This window comes from Chryseobacterium sp. (assembly GCF_022869225.1).
Classification (GTDB): Bacteria; Bacteroidota; Bacteroidia; order Flavobacteriales; family Weeksellaceae; genus Chryseobacterium.
The window spans coordinates 1-20149 of sequence record NZ_JALIHL010000001.1 but is presented as its reverse complement, the minus strand read 5'-3'; the positions used below and the strand labels follow the sequence as shown (position 1 = coordinate 20149).

Here is a 20149-nt window from a genome sequence, read left to right as displayed (position 1 = left end):
CCAAAAAGTTAGACACTTTTTAGGGGCTTTTGTATTGGTATTAAAATCTGGACTTTTTCGGATTTAAAAAAGTATTAAAGATCATGACTTCCTGGCCGAATTTCTTCTCAATTCTTTCAGTAATATTTAAAAGTTCACTCTTAATAAAATCTTCTCTTAAGTCATCATTGTCAAAGATCAACAGCAGATTATAGTTTTTGCCTTCTTCAATATAATCACTGTGGACCTCGGAAAGGATATATTTATTGACATCCATTAAGTTTTCAGTCATTAAAACCAGTGTTTCATCAATATAATTTTCCCATTCTTCAAGGTTAGGTTTTGTACAATGGAAAGTTATACTTAATACGCTCATATTTTATGAATTTTTAAGATTTTTTGGATAAATTCTACAACAAAAATCGGCAATTTTTTCGTAAATTAGCCCGTTAATAAAAATTCGAAATAAATAATTTTCAGACGTACAGCTAAAGGTCTGGCAATCATTATAATAAAATTTGTTTATGCAAAAAGAAGGAGAAAGACTAATTCCTATCAACATTGTTGATGAAATGAAGTCGTCTTATATCGATTATTCGATGTCGGTTATCGTTTCAAGAGCGTTACCCGATGTAAGAGACGGCTTGAAACCCGTTCATAGAAGAGTGCTTTATGGTATGTATGGATTAGGGGTTTTTTCTAATAGAAAATACTTAAAATCTGCGAGAATTGTTGGGGATGTTTTGGGTAAATATCACCCCCACGGAGATTCCTCTGTATATGATGCAATGGTGAGAATGGCTCAGGACTGGAGTTTGCGTTATCCCCAGGTGGATGGGCAGGGTAACTTCGGTTCCATGGATGGTGATCCGCCGGCAGCAATGCGTTATACCGAGGCAAGATTAAAAAAGATCTCTGATGAGGTTCTTTCAGACCTTGATAAGGAAACGGTTGATTTCCAGAACAACTTCGATGACAGTTTACAGGAGCCGACAGTAATGCCAACTAAAGTTCCGAACCTCCTGGTGAACGGTACTTCAGGTATTGCAGTAGGTATGGCTACCAATATGGCGCCTCATAACCTGTCCGAATCGGTAGATGCGATCTGTGCTTATATCGATAATAAAGAAATTACTATTGATGAGCTCATGCAGCATATCATTGCTCCGGATTTCCCTACAGGAGGGATCATCTATGGCTATGACGGGGTAAGAGATGCTTTCCATACAGGAAGAGGAAGAGTTGTTTTAAGAGCAAAAGTTAACTTTGAAGAAATCGGAAACAGAAATGCAATTATTGTAACTGAAGTTCCTTATCAGGTTAATAAAGCTGAAATGATCGCCAGGACTGCCGAGCTTGTTAAAGATGATAAAATCCCCGGTATCCATGAGATCAGAGATGAATCGGACAGAAAAGGACTTCGTGTTGTTTATGAACTGAAAAATGACGCTATTCCTAATGTGGTCTTAAACCTGCTGTATAAGTACACAGCGCTTCAGACTTCTTTTAGTGTCAACAATATTGCTTTAGTACACGGAAGACCGGAGCAGCTGAACTTAAAAGATATCATTCATCATTTCGTAGAGCACAGACATGAAGTTATCGTAAGAAGAACTCAGTTTGAGCTTAAGAAGGCGAAAGAAAGGGCTCATATCTTGGAAGGGTTCATGAAGGTGATCGGAACCCAGGATTCATTAGATAAAGCCATTTCAATTATCCGTCACAGTGCAAACCCTCAGGCTGCAAAAGATGGCTTGATTGAAGCATTTGAGCTTTCGGAAATCCAGGCGCAGGCAATTCTAGATCTAAGGTTGGCCCGTTTGACAGGAATGGAGCTTGATAAGATCCGTGATGAATATGATGCCATCATGAAGGAGATCACTAATTTGGAAGATATCCTGGCTAATGAACCTAGAAGATTCCAGATCATCAAAGATGAGTTAATTGAAATCAAAGAAAAATACGGTGACGAAAGAAGAACAGAAATAGATTATTCAGGAGGAGAAATGTCTATCGAGGATATTATTCCTAATGAGTCTGTAGTTCTTACTATTTCGCACGCCGGATACGTGAAGAGAACTTCACTTTCAGAATATAAAATTCAAAGTAGAGGAGGTGTAGGAAACAGAGCTGCAACGACAAGGGATGAAGATTTCCTTGAGTATATCGTTTCAGCCACCAACCACCAGTATATGCTGTTCTTTACAGAAAAAGGAAGATGTTACTGGCTAAGGGTATTTGAAATTCCTGAAGGTTCAAAAACGGCAAAAGGAAGAGCGGTACAAAACCTTATCAACATCGAACCGGATGATAAGATTAAAGCTTACATCAGAACCAATAACCTGAAGGATTCCGAATATGTCAATCAAATGAGTGTGGTGATGGTAACCAAAAACGGTACGATCAAGAAAACTTCATTGGAAGCCTACTCAAGACCAAGGGTAAATGGGGTAAATGCCATTGAAATCAGAGATAATGACCAGTTACTGGGCGCTTATCTTACCAACGGTACTTCCCAGATCATGATCGCTACCAAAAACGGGAAGTGTATCCGTTTCCCGGAAGAAAAAGTGAGAGAAGTAGGTAGAGGATCTATCGGAGTAAGAGGTATTGCCCTTGAAGACGGGGATGAAGCAATTGGTATGATTGTTGTGAATGATGTTGACAATGAAACCGTGCTTGTAGTGTCTGAGAAAGGATACGGAAAGAGAACAGCGGTAGAAGACTACAGAATTACGAACAGAGGAGGAAAAGGAGTTATTACCCTGAACATTACCGAAAAAACAGGAAATCTGATCGCTATTCAAAATGTAACGGACGAGGATGGATTGATGATCATCAATAAATCTGGAGTTGCGATCAGAATGGGAATGGATGAAATGAGAGTAATGGGTAGAAATACACAGGGAGTGAAACTGATCAACCTTAAGAAAAATGACGAAATTGCAGCTATTGCAAAAGTAGAAATGGATAAAGATGTAGAAGATGATTCTGAAGAAAATGAAGAAGGATCCGAAATTGTAACTGATAACCCGGAAAGCAATACACCACCTCAGACTGAAAATGAAACTCCGACAGAGGGAAATGAGAATTCTGATTCTGAAGAATAAATTGTACAATTAAATATAAAATAGTTATTATGAAGAAACTAATTTTAGGTATGGCTATCGTAGCATCTGCTTTTGTTTTCGGACAGAAAACTGATGTGAATGCCCAGCTTCAAGCGGCTAATAAAGCTGCAATGGATGCATATAACGCAAAAAATTATACAGTTGCAGCACCTAAGTTTGTGGAAGTTTATGAATTGTTGAAGGCAAATGGTCAGGATAATAAGTTGTATATGTATTATGCAGGACTAAGCCATGCATTGGCTAATAACAGTGATGCTGCCATTAAAATATATACAGATCTGATCAACTCCGGTTTTACAGGAGTAGAGACTACTTATACTGCAAAAGAAAAAAAATCAGGACAGGTAGTAACTTTGGATAAAGCAAGCTGGGAGCTTATGAAAAAGACTTCTGATTATTCAGATTTCAAAACAGAGCAGTCTCAGAGTATAGAGCCGGATTTATATGAAACGTTGGCTACTTTACTTCTTAATGCTAAAAAAGGAAATGAAGCTGTAGCTATCATTGAAAAAGGATTGGCAAAGTTTCCAAACAATGCTAAACTTAAAGAAGCTCAAAGTACAGCATACTTCCAGTCTGGAAACACAGATAAGTTTGTAACCACTCTAAAGGAGCAGTTAGCTAAAAATCCTAATGATGCAACCAACTGGTATAATCTTGGAGTAATGCAGGCTAAAGACCCTGCTACTGTTGCTGATGCTCTTGAATCATTCAAAAAAGCAATAGAGATTAAACCTAATTTTTCGGATGCCTATCAGAATTTAGTATACACAACGATCGGCGATGATGCTAAAATTGTAACTGATATCAATGCGTTAAGAAAAGATAAGCCGGATGAGGCTTCCAAATTGATTGATGCAAGAAGAGAAAGATTTGCTAAGGCATTACCATTTGCTGAAGCTTGGTATAAAGCTGCGCCAACAAGTCTTGATGCTGTTACAACATTAAAAGAAATCTATGTAGTAACTAAAAACGTTGATAAAATTAAAGAAATGAAAGCTAAAGAAGCTGAGCTTAGTGCTAAAGCAAAATAATCGCTTTTATAGAAAATAATTCATAAAACCGGAACACACGTGTTCCGGTTTTTGCTTTTTGGAAATAAAAAAATTATGTGTTTTTTGTAGAAGAGATCGGTAAATTTCACCTTAAAAATTCTCTGTAATTCCGTATCTTTGAGAAAAATTTTTATACGATGATTGAGTGGAAAACCGCCAGAGAATACGAAGATATTACCTATAAAAAATGTAATGGAGTAGCAAGAATTGCTTTCAACAGACCGGAGATACGCAATGCTTTCAGACCTAAAACAACCTCAGAGTTATATGACGCTTTTTATGATGCCTACGAAGATGCTTCCATAGGTGTTGTTTTGCTTTCAGGAGAAGGGCCGAGTCCTAAGGACGGAGGATGGGCTTTCTGTAGTGGAGGTGACCAAAAGGCAAGAGGCCATCAGGGCTATGTAGGTGAAGACGGAAGACACCGTTTAAATATTCTGGAAGTTCAGCGTTTGATTCGTTTTATGCCGAAAGTGGTGATTGCCGTTGTTCCGGGATGGGCTGTAGGGGGTGGTCATTCACTTCATGTCGTATGTGATTTGACACTGGCAAGTAAAGAACATGCCATCTTTAAACAAACGGATGCTGATGTAACAAGTTTTGACGGGGGCTATGGATCTGCTTATCTTGCTAAAATGGTAGGACAGAAAAAAGCCCGTGAGATATTCTTTTTAGGAAGAAACTATTCCGCTCAGGAAGCTTTTGAAATGGGAATGGTGAACAAAGTTGTTCCTCATGCAGAATTGGAAGATACAGCCTATGAATGGGCCCAGGAAATATTAGCAAAATCTCCGACTTCCATCAGAATGCTGAAATTTGCAATGAACCTTACCGATGACGGTATGGTAGGACAGCAGGTTTTTGCAGGAGAAGCAACCCGTTTGGCCTATATGACGGAAGAAGCTAAAGAAGGAAGAAATGCTTTCCTTGAAAAAAGAAAACCTAACTTCGGAGAAGATCAATGGATATCTTAAACTGTAGAAAGTACAATGTTGCCTGTATTGATTATTCAACATATTAAACGCTTACATTGTACATCATACATTTTACATTATACAAATTATGACGGATTGGATTAAAGCCGCGAGGCTCAGAACACTGCCGCTTTCGCTGAGCGGAATTATTATGGGAGCTTTCATTGCAAAGTGGAGGCTTTATGGAGAAGGAGGAACCTGGGATTGGAGAATATTGGCTCTGGCCCTTTTAGTAACCCTTCTGTATCAGGTTTTATCAAACTATGCCAATGACTATGGAGATGGGGTAAAAGGAACCGATGCCAAAAGAATCAACGAAGCAGAAGCAAGAGCTGTAGCCTCTGGAAAAATTACCGCAAAACAGATGAAAAGTGCTGTGATCCTTTTTTCAGCATTATCTTTCATTGCTACCATAGCCCTGTTGTATGTTGCTTTCATTCCTGAGTATATGAATGAATTTTATATTTTCATAGGACTCGGGGTAGCTTGTATTTTGGCAGCTATAGGATATACAGTAGGTAAAAAGCCTTATGGATATATGGGATTGGGAGATATCTTCGTATTTATCTTTTTTGGGCTTGTCTCTGTATGTGGAAGTTATTTTCTTTTTACAAAAACGTTCAGCTGGGATATGTTGTTGCCTGGAACAGCCATTGGAATGATGAGTATGGCGGTCCTTAACCTTAACAATATGAGGGATATTGAAAGCGACAGGCTGTCAGGAAAGAATAGCTTTGCCTTGAGAATCGGGTTCAAAAATGCAATGATCTATGAAATGATCCTGTTGCAGCTTCCTTTGGTGCTGATCCTTATCTTTTTAGGAGTAAACGGATTTATACAGGCTCAGAATTATTATGTTTTCATCGTAATGATCCTGCTGTTCCCGTTGGCAAAGCTGAGAAGAAATATTATGTCGGTAAAGGAGCCTAAAGAATTAGATCAGTATTTAAAGCAGGTTGGAATCATGACGTTTGTCATGGCTGTTCTTACGGCGGCTGGACTAAATCTATTTTAACTAAATCTAATATAATGTATGAGTTCTAATATTTATGTTGAAGCTCAGATGCTTATCAGAAAACCGGTTGAGGATGTGTTTAATGCATTCATCAACCCTGAAGTAACTACGCATTTCTGGTTTACAAAATCGACCGGAAAATTAGAAGAAGGTAAAACAGTGATCTGGGAATGGGAAATGTATGGAGTAAAATCCGAAGTGAAAGTTCATCAGATTATTCAAAACCAGCTCATTAAAACTGAATGGGGAGAGCCTTCGGCAAAGGTAGACTATGAATTCACAGCAATGGAAAAAGGAACTCTTGTCGTGATTAAAAGTTATGGATTCAGCCAGACTGGAGAAGATCTTTTAAAGACGGTCAATGATAATACAGGGGGCTTTACTACCGTTTTAGATGGTTGTAAAGCGTATCTGGAACATGGGATCAAACTCAATCTGATTGAGGATAAATTTCCCCGAAATAAGTCTTTTCCTTCAATGATATGAAAAATACACTACTGTATGATAAGATCATTTCTTATTTATCGCTGATACCGGTGGAGGACCTATGATTTTCCAGATTGTACTGATTCTGTTCACAAGCCGGGTTACTGTACCGGATGTATGTACCGGACGTGCTTTGTACGGAAAAAGTGTACAGTCATTAACAAAAAAATAAATTTAAAATGAAAATACAATTCTTAGGACAAAACTGTTTTTTGTTCACGTATAAGGACAAAACTATTGTAAGTGATCCTTTTTACAATTACAAGAAAGCGGAATCAGGATTTGATATTACCGCTCAAAAAATTGATTATATTCTGCTGACTCATGCCCATGGAGATCATATTGCAGATGTGGGGGAAGTACTGGAGCACCATCCGGAAGCTACCATTATTGGGGTTCCTGAAGTATGCGGTTACTTTAAAGCAGCAAAAAACAAAAACGATGTGAACCTGGGAGGATCGGCAAAAATCGACGATCTTAAAATTTCAATGGTTCCGGCTCACCATACCAGTTCTTTCCCGGATGGAAGCTACGGAGGTGTCCCTGTAGGGTATATTTTCAGACTTCCTGAAGGTAAGAATATCTATTTGGCTGGTGATACAGGAGTAATGGCTGATATGGAGCTGTTTCCTAGATTATACGGAAATATCGGTCTTTCTATCCTTCCCATCGGAAGCCACTACACCATGTGTCCGAGAAAAGCATCTTTTGCAGCTGCAGAATTATTGAAAACACCAAAGGTTATCGGGTGCCACTTTGATACTTTCCCTGCTATTGAGATCGATCATGAAGGTGCATTGAAGCATTTTGCAGATAGAAATGTAGAACTTGTTTTACCAAAACTGGGCGAGGAGTTCGAATTTTAATAAAAATAGGAAGGAAGGTAATCTGAAAATTAGAAATGGAAATGATGCGTAAGGTATTAAAAACAAAAAAAGATAATTATCAAATTACCTCTCTTCTCACTTTAAACCAAAAAAAAAATGGCAAGCTACCTAAATCACACCGCTACGACCAATTACCTTTGCTGCGTTCCCACCCTGGAGGATTCTCAGGAGCTGGTTGTTTAGGACTTGCCGTTGCAAAGATAGGAATATTTTATAAACTTAAAAATAATATTAAAGAAAAATAATCGAAAAAATACCGTGATAGCGCTAAACTGCTGAAATTTAGGGTAATAATTTTTCAACTTTTTTCTAAAAATTTAAATATGACGAAAAGTCCATCAACACTAGGAATTATACTTTTTATCGCTACCATGATCGTTTTCTTTGTAGTGTATACTTTTTTCTCAGGAATCAATTACTTTGATATTTCATTGAAAGCCAATGCATTTGTACTTCCTATTTTATATGCCGGGGCTGCCTTCTGGTCTGTAAAATCATATTGGAACAACCACAGGGTGGTAAGTTTCAAAGAAGCTTTTAAAAGAGCATTTGTTCCGATGTTTATCGGGGGAATTCTTTCCATCTTCAGTATTTATGCCTTTTTAAACTTTGCAGATAAGGATGCTAAAAAACTGCTGAACTACCAATATGTTCAGAGACAAAAATCAGAATTGGATACGGAATATACTTCTGCAAGGAAGATTTTGAAGCATCAGAAGGATATTGATGAGCTGGATCAGAAGTACAAAGAAAGATTACAAAGCTTCACTCCGGAAGCGGTTAAAGGAAAAGATATGCTTACCGCAAGTCATTTTTCAGGATATTTTGCAGCAATTCTTATATTTTACGTAGTTTTGTCGGTGTTTTTCGGAGCATTTTTCAGAACAAGAACGATACATCAGCCCGAAGAAACAAATCAAGCTTAATTTTTATTGAAATTAAATGAATTTATCTATAGTTATTCCGTTACTGAACGAAGAAGACTCTCTGGAAGAGCTTTTTTCAAGAATTGATAAAGTATGCACAACCAGTAGTTTATCTTACGAAATCTGGTTTGTAGACGATGGAAGTACGGATTTGTCGTGGAGCATTATTGAGAATATGAAGGTACAGCATCCTCAGATCCACGCGATTAAATTTTCCAGAAATTATGGAAAATCCCAGGCGCTTCACGCTGCCTTTGAAAGAACAAACGGAAATGTAGTGATTACCATGGATGCCGACTTACAGGATTTCCCTGAAGAAATTCCGGAACTGTACAATATGGTGATTCATGATAATTATGATATCGTTTCCGGATGGAAAAAGAAACGTTTTGACAATGTCATGACTAAAAATATCCCGTCAAAATTATTCAATGCCGCAGCGAGAAAAGTTTCAGGGGTATATCTTCATGATTTCAACTGTGGTTTGAAAGCTTACAAAAGGCAGGTAGTAAAATCCGTAGACGTATACGGAGATATGCATCGTTATATCCCGGTGCTGGCTGCCAATGCAGGATTCAGAAGGATTACAGAAAAAGAGGTACAGCATCAGGCAAGGCCTTACGGAACTTCAAAATTCGGAACGGAAAGATTTATCAGAGGTTTCCTGGATTTGGTAACCCTTTGGTTTGTAAGCCGTTTTGGAGGCAGGCCCATGCATTTCTTCGGAGCAGTAGGAACTTTAATGTTTATTTTAGGTTTCCTTTCTGCCCTTTGGCTGGGAATTTCAAAGCTGATTGATGTTGCCAGAGGAATTTACGGACATTTAATTACCAATAATCCTTGGTTCTATATTGCTTTAACAATGATGATCATGGGAACACTTCTGTTTGTAGCAGGATTCTTAGGAGAAATGATTATCAGAACGAATCGTGAGCATAAGAATTATACTATTGATGAAGTACTGTAATGGAAGATAAGCTACCCAAAATTTATTCAAAAAAAGCAATTCTAGGATTTTCTATTTTTCTTTCAACTCTTTTTGGAGGTGTTTTGCTGTATCAAAATCTGATAGAGGCCAATAAGAAGAAAGAGGCATATACCGTGTTGGGAATCTCCATTTTGATAACGATATGTACTGCAATTATTGTTAATATTCCGGAAAAACCGGTCAGTGCTCTCGCTTATGTATGTGGTTTTGCTGGAGGGGCATTATTATCAAATTATTTTGTCCCAAAATATTTTCCGAACGAAGAACAATATCCAAAGAAAGCAATATGGAAGCCTTTAATTATTGGAGTAATTATAGTGGCCGTTCTTGTGGCCCTTGCCATTTATTCTCTTTCGGCTGAAAATGGATAAAATATATTAAAACATATCAGAATATGATAAATACCTCATAAAGTGAAAAACTTTTTTGAGGTATTTTTTTGATTCATTAATTTATTTTTCAATTCATATGAGGCAAAAAAAAGGGGAAGCATTAAAATGGAATGTAATAATGGGAAACTATCCGGAATCGTATTGCTGCAATTATGAAGTTTGTCTTTAAAAATACCTTAAGTGTTTTATTTTTTTTCTTTTATTGCCAAAAATAGACAATGTCTTTATTGTGTATTAAAAGATTTAACCGATTTCATTCTTTGAGGCGCCTCCGAATAGTTGGTTTTCCAGGAAAAAAATTGAAGATTATCAGGTATTTTATTGTCAAAAGACAAAGATTTTTAGAAATTTTAATCCTATTTTTGTTTAAAATTATTATTGAAAGTTTCTATATAGTGTGAAAAAACACTTCAGAAACTTCAAGAGAGCAGCTTACGTTGGCTGCTGCCATTGTATATAGAATATTTTAAAAATAAATATGAAGAAAGTATTGTACACATTGATGCTGGTTGCAGTAGTTTCCTGTGGAAAGGTTTCACCCAAAGGAAATATTGAAAAGAAAGATGTGGAGGTATCTGAGTTCGTGAACCTGAATCTGGATGGAAAATTCAGGGTATTTTATGCCAGAGGCCCGAAGAACTTTGTGGAAATAGAAACCTACCCGAATGTAGCGGGCAACCTTGATGTAGATGTAAAAGATAAGACCCTTTTTATCAAAGAGAAAAGAGGAACAAAAGGGGTTGACTTTTACAATGTAACCATCTATTCAAAGTATAATTTGGAAAAAGTTGCTGTTTCAGATTCAGTAGAAATGAATATTTCGAGTGAGATAAAGACTGATAATTTCAGGCTTAATATGAAAAATAATGCTACTTTCATGGGATCTGTCAATACAAGAAGGGCTGAAGTGGAAATGCATAACAGAAGCAGGGCCAACTTTTTAGGATTGACCAAAGAAGCGGTAATAAAAATTTCGGATACAGCAAGTTTAATTGCCCCATACTGGAAAATTACCAACCTGAATATTGATTCCAAAAATGGAAACTATGCAGAAGTAAATGTAAAAGATTCTTTAAAGGGACATATTCAGAATACGGCAAAATTTGTATATTATAACGATCCGATCAGAGCATTTAAAATTGATAAAACAACGAAGGTTGAGAATAAGAAATTAGATTGATGGGGTTAAGCAGGAAGTTAGAGGCTGGAGGCTGGAAGAACTTTTGAGTCTTTCATCAATCTTGTTTCTCAATTTGCTTTCAAGTTTTAGAAATAAGGGCAGGCTGGAAGTTAGAGCCAGGCTGGAAGAACTTTTGAGTCTTTCCTCAATCTTGTTTCTCAAATAAATTGCTTCCAAGTTTTAGAAATAAGGGCAGGCTGGAAGCTAGAGGCTTAAGAACTTTTGAGTCTTTCCTCAATCAATTTGCTTTCAAGTTTAAGAAATGAAAAATAAAGGCAGGACATTGAAACTGGCAGGATACAACTTCCATCCTCCGGCTTCCTTCTCCCAGCCAAAAAAGAATATATGAGTTTCAAATTTGAAAAATTAGTGATCTGGCAGAAATCGATGGATTTTGGAGAGCATATTTTTAATTTGTCTCAAGGTTTTCCAAAAGATGAAGTTTTTAATCTCACTTCGCAAATGAGAAGAGCAGCAGATTCTATTGCTCTTAATATTTCTGAAGTAAGTATATTACAGTCAAAATTGGAATTTAAAAAGTTTTTAGGGTACTCGATCCGCTCTTTGGCTGAAACAGTAACCTGTTTATATAAAGCAAAAGATAGAAAATATATTTCGGAAGAAGAATTTAGTAAATTGTATAATGAGAGTTATAGTCTTATGAACCAGATTATAGCTTTTAGAAATCAAATAATTTAGGCTGGAAGCCAGAAGCTGGAGGCTGGAAGGACTTTTAAGTCTTTCATCAATCAATTTGCTTTCAAGTTTAAGAAATAAGGGCTGGAAGTTAGAGGCTGGAAGCTGGAAGAACTTTTAAGTCTTTCCTAAATCAATTTACTTCCAAGTTTAAGAAATGAAAAATAAAGGCAGGACATTGAAACTGGCAGGATACAACTTCCATCTTCCGGCTTCCTTCTCCCAGCCAAAAAAATAAAGAGAATAACAAAATAAAGCTGAAAGGTTGAAATCGGGACAAACCACTCCCTTCTTCCAGCCTTCAGCTTCCAAACTTAAAATAAAATATGACAACAGTAGAAAAAGCGAAACTTTGGTTAAGTGATACGTTTGATAAAGAAACAAGAGATGCAGTACAGGTTCTTATTGACAGCAATTCCCCTGATCTTGAAGATTCTTTTTACAGAGAGCTTGAATTCGGAACAGGAGGGATGCGTGGCATCATGGGAGTAGGAACCAACCGCTTGAATAAATATACATTAGGACAGGCTACACAGGGACTTGCCAACTATATGCTGAAGCAGTTCCCAGGTGAGGAGATTAAAGTTGCCATTGCCTATGATGTCCGTCATAATTCAAAAGAATTCGGAAAATTGGTAGCCGATGTTTTGACTGCCAATGGAATTAAAGTGCTGCTTTTTAAAGACCACAGACCCACTCCGGAATTATCTTTTACTGTTCGTGACAAAAAATGCAACGGAGGAATTGTATTGACGGCTTCTCATAATCCGCCTGAATACAACGGGTATAAAGTATACTGGAATGACGGCGCACAAATTGTTCCGCCTCATGATGAAGCCATTATCAATGAAGTATATTCTGTGAAATTTGATGAAATTAAATTCAGCGGAAATGACGACCTGATCGAATGGATCGGAGAGGAGCAGGATGATGTTTATATCGCTGCCTGTATTGAAAACTCTACCTATCAGAACGTTGGAAAAGAAAATTTAAATATTGTTTTCACCTCTATCCACGGAACAACATATACTACAGTTCCTAAAGCTTTGGAAAAAGCAGGATTTAAAAAAGTGGATCTGGTTACAGAACAGATGATTCCAAGTGCAAATTTCCCAACAGTAGAATCTCCGAATCCGGAAGAACCTGCAGCTTTGGAAATGGCGATGGATCTTGCAAGAATTACCAATGCTGATATCGTTATCGGAACAGACCCAGATGGTGATAGGCTAGGAATTGCCGTAAGAAACCTTGATGGTGAAATGCAATTGCTGAATGGTAACCAAACCAACACGATCCTTACATATTATATTTTGAATGAATGGAGAAAGCAGGGAAGAATTACAGGAAGAGAATTCATCGGTTCTACCATCGTAACTTCAGATATTTTCTATGATATTGCTCAGAAATTCGGTGTTGAATGTAAGGTAGGTCTTACAGGATTCAAATGGATCGGAAAAATGATCCGTGAAGCTGAGGGTACTCAGAAATTCGTTTGTGGCGGAGAAGAAAGTTTCGGATTCATGACAGGAGATTTCGTTCGTGATAAAGACTCTTGTGGAAGTATCCTTTTGGCTTGTGAAATTGCCGCTTGGTGTAAGGCGAACGGTAAAACAATGTATCAGTACATGATCGAGATTTATGAAGATCTTGGAATGTATTACGAAGGATTGATCAATATCGTAAGAAAAGGAAGAGAAGGAGCTGAAGAAATTCAGAATATGATGAAAAATTTCCGTGAAAATCCACCGAAAGAATTAGCTGGTTCTCCGGTAGAAGAAATCAAGGATTTCAAAGAACAGACAAGCTTTACTGTTTCAACAAACGGGAAGAAAGTAATGAATGATATTCCCAAATCCAATGTATTGATTTATTATACCCAGGATGGAACAAAAGTTTGTGTAAGACCATCAGGAACAGAACCAAAAATTAAATTCTATGTTTCAGTAAAAGATGCCATCTCTTCTGAAGCTGATTTTAAAGATAAACTGAAATCATTGGAAGCTAAAATTCAGGCCGTTAAAACAGATTTAAAACTGGACTAATATTCTGGATAAAGCATAAATGATAAAAGAAATTATAGCAGTTTGCATACTGTCTGTAGCTGTAGTTTCCTGTAAAAAGGAAACTACAGTCTCTGATGTAAAGCCTGCAAACGGCTTAATAGCTAAAAACGAAACCAAAGAGGATCAGTACAAACCCATTGACACAGCGTGTTCTTCGGAAAATAAAACGGAAGATTATATTACAGCTTTGGAATGGTATCGTACTAAAACAGATAAGGAGATTGCAGGAAACAGCCCGGAGCAGAACAATAAAGTGTATGAAGATTATGTGAAAATCCGAGATAAATACACCGATTGTTTTAATGCTTCTCAAACCGAGATACTTGACAAATAGGTTGATTATCACACAGGAGAACCGGATACCATAAAGAAAATGGCAGCCGAATTGAACAAAGTAGGTCTTGAATTCCGGGTAATGGGAGAAGGGCTTACGGAAATTCATTCATTGCCGGGATATTATGAGTCTGTTTTTAAAAATAATGTTACTCCTGATTATGATGCTTATATCTCACAGATGGCAAAAGATAATAAGGAAAACTACGCCGTGAATGGTGGACTTTTGATGACCTGGGAAGAACTGGGAGACCGGTTGATCGTCTGGGAAAATTTTATAAATAAATATCCTAAAAGCCCATTGATAAAGTCTGCAAAAATATCTACAATGATTATTTGCTGGATGATCTTCTGGGAATGGACAGCGATCAGATTGATGACAGTAATGAAGGGAAAATTTTTGATGATAAAAGGGAAGCATGCAACACACTCATCAAAAAATATCCAAATTCTATTACCGCGAAAAAAACTGAAGAACTAATAGCCGCTTATGATGCCCATGTGCCCGTGGATCAAATAGAAAATAAAATTAATCTGAGAAGATAATATTCGTAAATTTTAAATAAAAAATAAAGTGAAAGTTTCAAAATTAGCAGCGAACCTGATCGGTTCTGAAATTGTAAAAATTGGTAACGAAGTAAATGATCTAAAAGCAAAAGGTGCAGAAATTGCCAATCTTACTATTGGTGACCTGAATTCTAATATCTATCCTATTCCGGCATTGCTGAAGGAAGAGATTCAGAAAGCCTATCAGAATAACCTGACAAATTATCCACCTGCCAACGGACTTTTATCTTTAAGAAAAGAAGTATCCAAAGACTTGAAAACAAGATGGAACCTGGATTATACCCCGAATGATATCCTGATCACGGCAGGTTCAAGACCGTTAATTTATGCTGTTTACAAAACAATCGTAGATGAAGGGGATAAAATTGTATATCCAACTCCGTCCTGGAACAATAACCACTACGCTTACCTTACTTCAGCCAATGCTGTAGAGGTAAAAACAAAACCTGAAACCAATTTCCTTCCCACTGCTGATGATTTGAGACCGCATTTGGACGGAGCAGTACTGTTGGCACTTTGCTCACCGTTGAACCCTACAGGAACCATGTTTACAAGAGAGCAGCTTTCAGAAATCTGCGAACTGGTAATCGCTGAAAACAAAAAAAGAGGAGAAGATCAGAAACCGTTATACCTTATGTATGACCAGATTTATTCTAACCTTACTTTTGGAGCCGAGCATGTAGATCCTGTATCTCTATTCCCTGAAATGAAGGAATATACCATCTATATTGAAGGAATTTCTAAATGTCTTGCTGCAACAGGAGTACGTGTGGGATGGGGATTCGGTCCGGCTCACATTATTGATAAAATGAAAGCGCTTCTTACTCACGTGGGAGCATGGGCACCAAAACCGGAGCAGGAAGCTACTGCAAAATTCTTTGAAAACCCTGAAAACGTAAATACATTCGTAGATGACTTTAAAACAAAGCTGGAAGACAGCTTAAAAGTTCTTCACGGAGGAATCCAGGAATTAAAAGGGAAAGGACTGGCTGTAGACAGCATTGAACCCATGGGGGCGCTTTATCTTACCATCAAACTGGATTATATCGGAAAAACAAAACCGGATGGAGGGGCTATTGAAAACTCTTCGGATCTGGTATTCTACCTGATCAATGAAGCAGGGGTTGCTTTGGTACCGTTCTCAGCGTTCGGAGAAGAAAAATCTGAACCTTGGTTCCGTGCTTCTGTAGGAGGACTGGCCATCGACGAAATCAAAGTGATGCTTCCAAAGCTGGAAAGCGCATTGAATAACTTAAAATAATTGATCAATCAATCAATGTAACGATGTATCAGTGTAGCAACGGACTTATTTTTTAAGGTCAGGATTGTTACACTGGTACATTTTTTATTAAATCTGCCGGTAATGAAACTCCCTGGAAAGTACTTTCTCAAAACCAAACTGTTGAGTTATTCAACTATAGGTATTATTATTCTGGTGATCCTAAGCGTTTGGATTTCCGGAAAGGAGGCTCACAGGTCTTTATTTCAAAACTCTGTTCTGTCAACCTCTGTTCTGGCCGGGGCCTTTTTTATGTTTATCAGTTCAGGGCTGTACTATGGCATGAAATTAAAAGATGATATCGGATATATTTTAGATAAAGAGAGGCTGAAAAGTTTTTCTGACAGGACTTCCGGTTGGGGAGACTTTGATTTTGATCCTCCGTCTTCAGGAGATGGAATCGGAGAAGTGATCATTTCAATCATCCTATGGATCGTATTTTCTGTTGTTCTTGTATTTCTTGTCTACTTTTTTGGCCTTTTTTTCTGGACTGCCGTGTTATTTTTCGTATCCATGTTGTATTGGATTTTTTTCCGGGCTTTACGGTATGTATTTAAAAATTCAAAGAACTGTAAAGGAAATTTGTTAAAAAGCTTACGTTTTGGTTTTTTCTACTCTTTCCTGTACATTTCTTGGATCTATGGAATTATTTTTTGGATCAATTATATCGGTTAAAAGATAGCTGAAATCAAAGAAAGGGCAGAATCACCCGTTTCTTTTTACAAAAATAATAATCAATATTTTTAAATAAAAATTTGCTAAAAAAATAACCAGGTTGCCTTTGGAAGAATTGATGGATAATTTTACTGCCGGAGGCTATAAACATTTAAGGATGAGAAAATTAAAACTTCTATTACTGCCTGCTGCTGTATGGGTAGGAGCGCAGGAGACTGATTCTGCAAAGGCTCAGAAGCTCCCTGAAGAACAGCCAAAAGTGCAGACTTACACTTTAAAAGACGGGTCTGCCAGAACATATCCAAAACCTAAACTGCTGGATTTTGTGACCAAACTGCCAAGAAACTTTATCAATACCAACAAAGATTTTGTAGCGAAAGATCATGCCTATTACCTTGGGGGTGCAGTAGCCGCAACATTGATTCTTATACCGGTTGACCAAAAGTTAACTGATAATTCCAGAGAAATCGCTGAAAAATGGGGAATGAGTGAGGACAATACCTACAACAAGATCGGAGGCGTTTTTAAAATACCTAAAGATATCGGATCTACACTGTATCTGATAGGAAACGGATCCACAGTAGTATTGGCCGGGATTGGTTTTGGAGTCTATGGTTTAATTAAAAATGATTACAGAGCCCAGGCTACGGCAAGCGGATTGATGGAGAGTTTGATACTTTCCGGAGTTTTCTCACAAACGATCAAAAGAATCACAGGAAGGGAGAGTCCGTTTATAGCAGAAGCCAACGGTAACAAAGGGGGTGACTGGAATCCGTTCCCAAGTTTTTCAGCATTTGCCAAATATACATCCAACTATGATGCTATGCCCTCAGGACATTTGACAACTTTTATGGCCGGGATTACGGTTATTGCAGACAATTATCCTGATGCCCGCTGGATAAAACCAGTAGGATATACCTTAGCAGGAGCCTTGTGCTTCCAAATGATGCAAAGCAAAGTGCATTGGGTCTCAGATTATCCTTTAGCCTTATTGATGGGATACTTTATTGGGAAAACCATTTCAAAAAGCAGGTATACCATTTCGGATTCTAATGCAAAGAATACACAATATAAGCTTGATTTTATTGCGTCCCGCCAATGGGAGTACAATATGGTAGGGGTAAAACTTTCTTTTTGACCCCAGCTCATAGACTTGTTGATAAAAAACGAGGCTATCAGAGAGTTTTTTAGTACTTTTGATCTGAATACAGGCTGTATTTATTCTTTTTGAATATTCAGCAGCAATGATAGAATGAAGAACATTTAATTAATTTTTTACTTAATGAAAATAATCGCCGTCATCCCTGCCCGATATGAAGCAAGCCGCTTCCCGGGAAAATTGATGCAGAATTTAGGAGATAAAACTGTTATTGCCACCACCTATCAAAATGTTGTGGAAACAGGTCTGTTTGATGAGGTATTTGTAGCAACGGACTCTGAAATTATCCTTGATGAAATTGTAAAAAATGGAGGAAAAGCTGTGATGACAGGACAGCATGAAACGGGAAGTGACCGTATTGCAGAAGCAGTACAGAATATTGATTGTGATATTGTAATTAATGTCCAGGGAGATGAGCCTTTCCTTAAGCTGGAGCCTTTACAGCAGTTGATTGAAGTCTTTAAAAAGGATAATCAACAGGAAATCTCACTGGCTTCCTTAAAAATAAAGCTATTTGAAAAAGAAGAAATTGAAAACCCCAATAATGTAAAAGTAATCACGGATAACAACGGTTTTGCTTTGTACTTCAGCCGTTCCGTAATTCCCTTTCACAGGGAAGTTTCTTATGATGTAGAGTATTTTAAGCACATCGGGGTTTATGCTTTCAGAAAACAAGCTTTGCTGCAGTTCTCAAAACTGGGCATGAAACCTCTGGAGATTTCTGAAAAAATAGAATGTATCCGCTACCTTGAATATGGCATGAAAATCAAAATGATTGAAACCAATTTTATTGGAGTAGGCATTGATACACCGGAAGATTTGGAAAAAGCACGAAAATTAATTTGAAACAGATAAGGCAGATCAGCAGATTTACCTTCTGAGCTTTCTCAGCCTTTTTGTTTTTTCGATCAATTCCCCTTATATTTGAATTTATAAATAAAATTAATGAAGAAGTTACTTTTAGTATTTGTCTTGATATTGTCGCAGTTAACTTTTGCGCAGACCGCAAAAGAAATTATAGATAAAAACATTGAACTGTCCGGAGGATTAACCAATTGGAAACTTTTAAATTCAGTGTTGCTTCAGGGAAAAGTAGTTTTGGGAATTAAAGATGAATATGCAATAAAGATTTATCAGCAGCGTCCAAATCTTACCAAAACAGTGATTACTGTGAATGGAAAAGAAACAGCAATTGAAGGATTTGACGGAAATAAAGGCTATGCAATGAATTATGCAGCCAATAAGCTTCAGGAGTACCCTGAATATGTTCCGGAAAGTTTTGATAATGACTTCATTGATTGGGAAAGCAAAGGTTTTGATGCTAAATACCTAGGAAAAGAAAAAGTAGGAGAAATCTACTGCCATAAAGTAGAGCTTACAAAGAATGTCAATAAGAATATGTATTATTTTGATGCAAAAACTTATATGCTTGTAAAAGAGGTTAAAAAAGATGAAACCATGGTCTACTCAGACTACAAGAAGGTGGGAAATCTTACCATGCCTTTCAGAATTGAATCTTCAAGCCCTAAAAAAGATGGAGACTATGTTATGTTGCTGAACAGAATTGACATCAACAAAGTTTTTCCGGTGAATATTTTTAAATTTTAATTCAGTAGAGCTTAGTTGCACATAAAATCTATAACAAATGAAAAATATTTTTTTACTGCTGCTTTCTTTTATCGCATTCCTGCAAAGCTGCACCAACCAAAAGAGTGAAATATCTCAAACTAAAACCAAAGAACTTATGGGAAAAACAATATATGACTTCAAAGTAGAAAGCCTTGACGGTAAGGAAATCAATTTTGCTGATTTTAAAGGAAAAAAAATTCTTATTGTGAATACGGCTTCCGAATGCGGTTTTACTCCACAGTATGCAGATCTGGAAAAAGTATATGAGCAGTATAAAGATAAATTGGTGATCGTAGGTTTCCCGGCAAACAATTTTGGAGGGCAGGAGCCTGGAACCAATACCGAAATTGGAGCCTTCTGCCAGAAAAATTACGGAGTGACCTTCCCATTGGCTGCAAAGGTTTCTGTAAAAGGAGATGATACTGCCCCGATTTTTAAATATTTAACAGAAAAAGAATTAAACGGAGTTAAGAATACAACCATTCTTTGGAATTTTACAAAATTCCTGCTAGATGAAAACGGAAAACTGATCGATACTTTTGTAAGTACTACCAAACCTACCAATGAGGCTATTACAAAATATCTGAAATAAAAATATAAGAATAAGTGTAGAGCTTATCGTAGTTCGGCTCCGCTCAATGTGACATTCCAGTGCTGCGCTTAGTATTAGAATATCACGCTGAGCGGAGCCAAAGCGTTTAGAATAAGTATAATAGTCCCATACTTTCTGCTTTC

Annotated in this window: 21 protein-coding genes and 1 other RNA gene; 20 read left to right on the top strand and 2 right to left on the bottom strand. The window is 37.2% G+C overall.

Annotation, left to right across the window (positions count from 1 at the left end; translation table 11 throughout):
• Window positions 1-40: 40 nt before the first annotated feature.
• Window positions 41-355 (bottom strand): DUF4286 family protein, encoded by a 315-nt coding sequence (locus MUW56_RS00110; RefSeq protein ID WP_292011267.1) that lies wholly within the window; start codon window positions 353-355, stop codon window positions 41-43.
• Between the two features lie 148 nt (window positions 356-503).
• Between MUW56_RS00110 and gyrA the strand changes: the two genes are divergently transcribed.
• From gyrA to MUW56_RS00080, 6 genes are all read left to right on the top strand, one after another.
• Window positions 504-3089, top strand: coding sequence for a DNA gyrase subunit A (gene gyrA / locus MUW56_RS00105; protein ID WP_292011266.1), 2586 nt, complete (start codon window positions 504-506; stop codon window positions 3087-3089).
• A gap of 29 nt (window positions 3090-3118) precedes the next feature.
• Window positions 3119-4144: a tetratricopeptide repeat protein gene (locus MUW56_RS00100; RefSeq protein WP_292011265.1), complete on the top strand. Its 1026-nt coding sequence runs from the start codon at window positions 3119-3121 to the stop codon at window positions 4142-4144.
• Between the two features lie 158 nt (window positions 4145-4302).
• Window positions 4303-5139 carry a 1,4-dihydroxy-2-naphthoyl-CoA synthase gene (locus MUW56_RS00095; protein ID WP_292011264.1) on the top strand — a complete coding sequence of 279 codons (837 nt, stop codon included), beginning with the start codon at window positions 4303-4305 and terminating at the stop codon, window positions 5137-5139.
• Window positions 5140-5227: 88 nt separating this feature from the next.
• Entirely contained in the window at window positions 5228-6154 is a 927-nt protein-coding gene (gene menA / locus MUW56_RS00090) for a 1,4-dihydroxy-2-naphthoate octaprenyltransferase (protein ID WP_292011263.1), read from the top strand.
• An 18-nt stretch (window positions 6155-6172) separates the two neighbouring features.
• Window positions 6173-6640, top strand: coding sequence for an SRPBCC family protein (locus tag MUW56_RS00085; RefSeq protein WP_292011262.1), 468 nt, complete (start codon window positions 6173-6175; stop codon window positions 6638-6640).
• A 179-nt stretch (window positions 6641-6819) separates the two neighbouring features.
• Window positions 6820-7506: a metal-dependent hydrolase gene (locus MUW56_RS00080; protein ID WP_292011261.1), complete on the top strand. Its 687-nt coding sequence runs from the start codon at window positions 6820-6822 to the stop codon at window positions 7504-7506.
• A 115-nt stretch (window positions 7507-7621) separates the two neighbouring features.
• On the opposite strand, the gene ffs is transcribed toward MUW56_RS00080, so the two are convergent.
• Window positions 7622-7719, bottom strand: an RNA gene (gene ffs, locus MUW56_RS00075) — signal recognition particle sRNA small type.
• A gap of 131 nt (window positions 7720-7850) precedes the next feature.
• On the opposite strand from ffs, the gene MUW56_RS00070 reads away from it, so the two are divergent.
• The 14 genes from MUW56_RS00070 to MUW56_RS00005 all read left to right on the top strand — a co-directional run bounded on the left by MUW56_RS00070 (window position 7851) and on the right by MUW56_RS00005 (window position 20006).
• Window positions 7851-8453 (top strand): DUF4199 domain-containing protein, encoded by a 603-nt coding sequence (locus tag MUW56_RS00070; protein WP_292011260.1) that lies wholly within the window; start codon window positions 7851-7853, stop codon window positions 8451-8453.
• Window positions 8454-8469: 16 nt separating this feature from the next.
• A complete protein-coding gene (locus MUW56_RS00065) occupies window positions 8470-9420 on the top strand; it encodes a glycosyltransferase family 2 protein (RefSeq protein ID WP_292011259.1) in 951 nt (316 codons plus the stop codon).
• Window positions 9420-9812 (top strand): hypothetical protein, encoded by a 393-nt coding sequence (locus MUW56_RS00060; protein ID WP_292011258.1) that lies wholly within the window; start codon window positions 9420-9422, stop codon window positions 9810-9812. Before MUW56_RS00065 ends, MUW56_RS00060 begins: the two co-directional genes overlap by 1 nt.
• A gap of 499 nt (window positions 9813-10311) precedes the next feature.
• Window positions 10312-11013 (top strand): DUF2807 domain-containing protein, encoded by a 702-nt coding sequence (locus tag MUW56_RS00055; protein ID WP_292011257.1) that lies wholly within the window; start codon window positions 10312-10314, stop codon window positions 11011-11013.
• A gap of 345 nt (window positions 11014-11358) precedes the next feature.
• Window positions 11359-11712, top strand: a complete 354-nt coding sequence (locus tag MUW56_RS00050) for a four helix bundle protein (protein ID WP_292011256.1) — start codon at window positions 11359-11361, stop codon at window positions 11710-11712.
• A gap of 323 nt (window positions 11713-12035) precedes the next feature.
• Complete coding sequence (locus tag MUW56_RS00045; RefSeq protein ID WP_292011255.1) at window positions 12036-13751, top strand: phospho-sugar mutase; 1716 nt, start codon at window positions 12036-12038, stop codon at window positions 13749-13751.
• Window positions 13752-13770: 19 nt separating this feature from the next.
• A complete protein-coding gene (locus MUW56_RS00040) occupies window positions 13771-14106 on the top strand; it encodes a hypothetical protein (RefSeq protein ID WP_292011254.1) in 336 nt (111 codons plus the stop codon).
• Window positions 14107-14145: 39 nt separating this feature from the next.
• Window positions 14146-14586: a hypothetical protein gene (locus MUW56_RS00035; RefSeq protein ID WP_292011253.1), complete on the top strand. Its 441-nt coding sequence runs from the start codon at window positions 14146-14148 to the stop codon at window positions 14584-14586.
• A gap of 93 nt (window positions 14587-14679) precedes the next feature.
• Window positions 14680-15933 carry an aminotransferase class I/II-fold pyridoxal phosphate-dependent enzyme gene (locus MUW56_RS00030; protein WP_292011252.1) on the top strand — a complete coding sequence of 418 codons (1254 nt, stop codon included), beginning with the start codon at window positions 14680-14682 and terminating at the stop codon, window positions 15931-15933.
• A gap of 141 nt (window positions 15934-16074) precedes the next feature.
• The gene (locus MUW56_RS00025) at window positions 16075-16626 is read left to right on the top strand and encodes a hypothetical protein (protein ID WP_292011251.1); all 552 of its coding nucleotides are present in this window, start codon (window positions 16075-16077) and stop codon (window positions 16624-16626) included.
• Between the two features lie 157 nt (window positions 16627-16783).
• Complete coding sequence (locus tag MUW56_RS00020) at window positions 16784-17764, top strand: phosphatase PAP2 family protein (protein ID WP_292011250.1); 981 nt, start codon at window positions 16784-16786, stop codon at window positions 17762-17764.
• 144 nt (window positions 17765-17908) lie between these two features.
• A complete protein-coding gene (gene kdsB, locus MUW56_RS00015) occupies window positions 17909-18631 on the top strand; it encodes a 3-deoxy-manno-octulosonate cytidylyltransferase (RefSeq protein ID WP_292011249.1) in 723 nt (240 codons plus the stop codon).
• 99 nt (window positions 18632-18730) lie between these two features.
• Complete coding sequence (locus MUW56_RS00010) at window positions 18731-19393, top strand: histidine kinase (RefSeq protein WP_292011248.1); 663 nt, start codon at window positions 18731-18733, stop codon at window positions 19391-19393.
• Between the two features lie 37 nt (window positions 19394-19430).
• On the top strand, window positions 19431-20006 hold the full coding sequence (locus MUW56_RS00005) for a glutathione peroxidase (RefSeq protein WP_292011247.1): 576 nt from the start codon (window positions 19431-19433) through the stop codon (window positions 20004-20006).
• Window positions 20007-20149 lie beyond the last annotated feature (143 nt).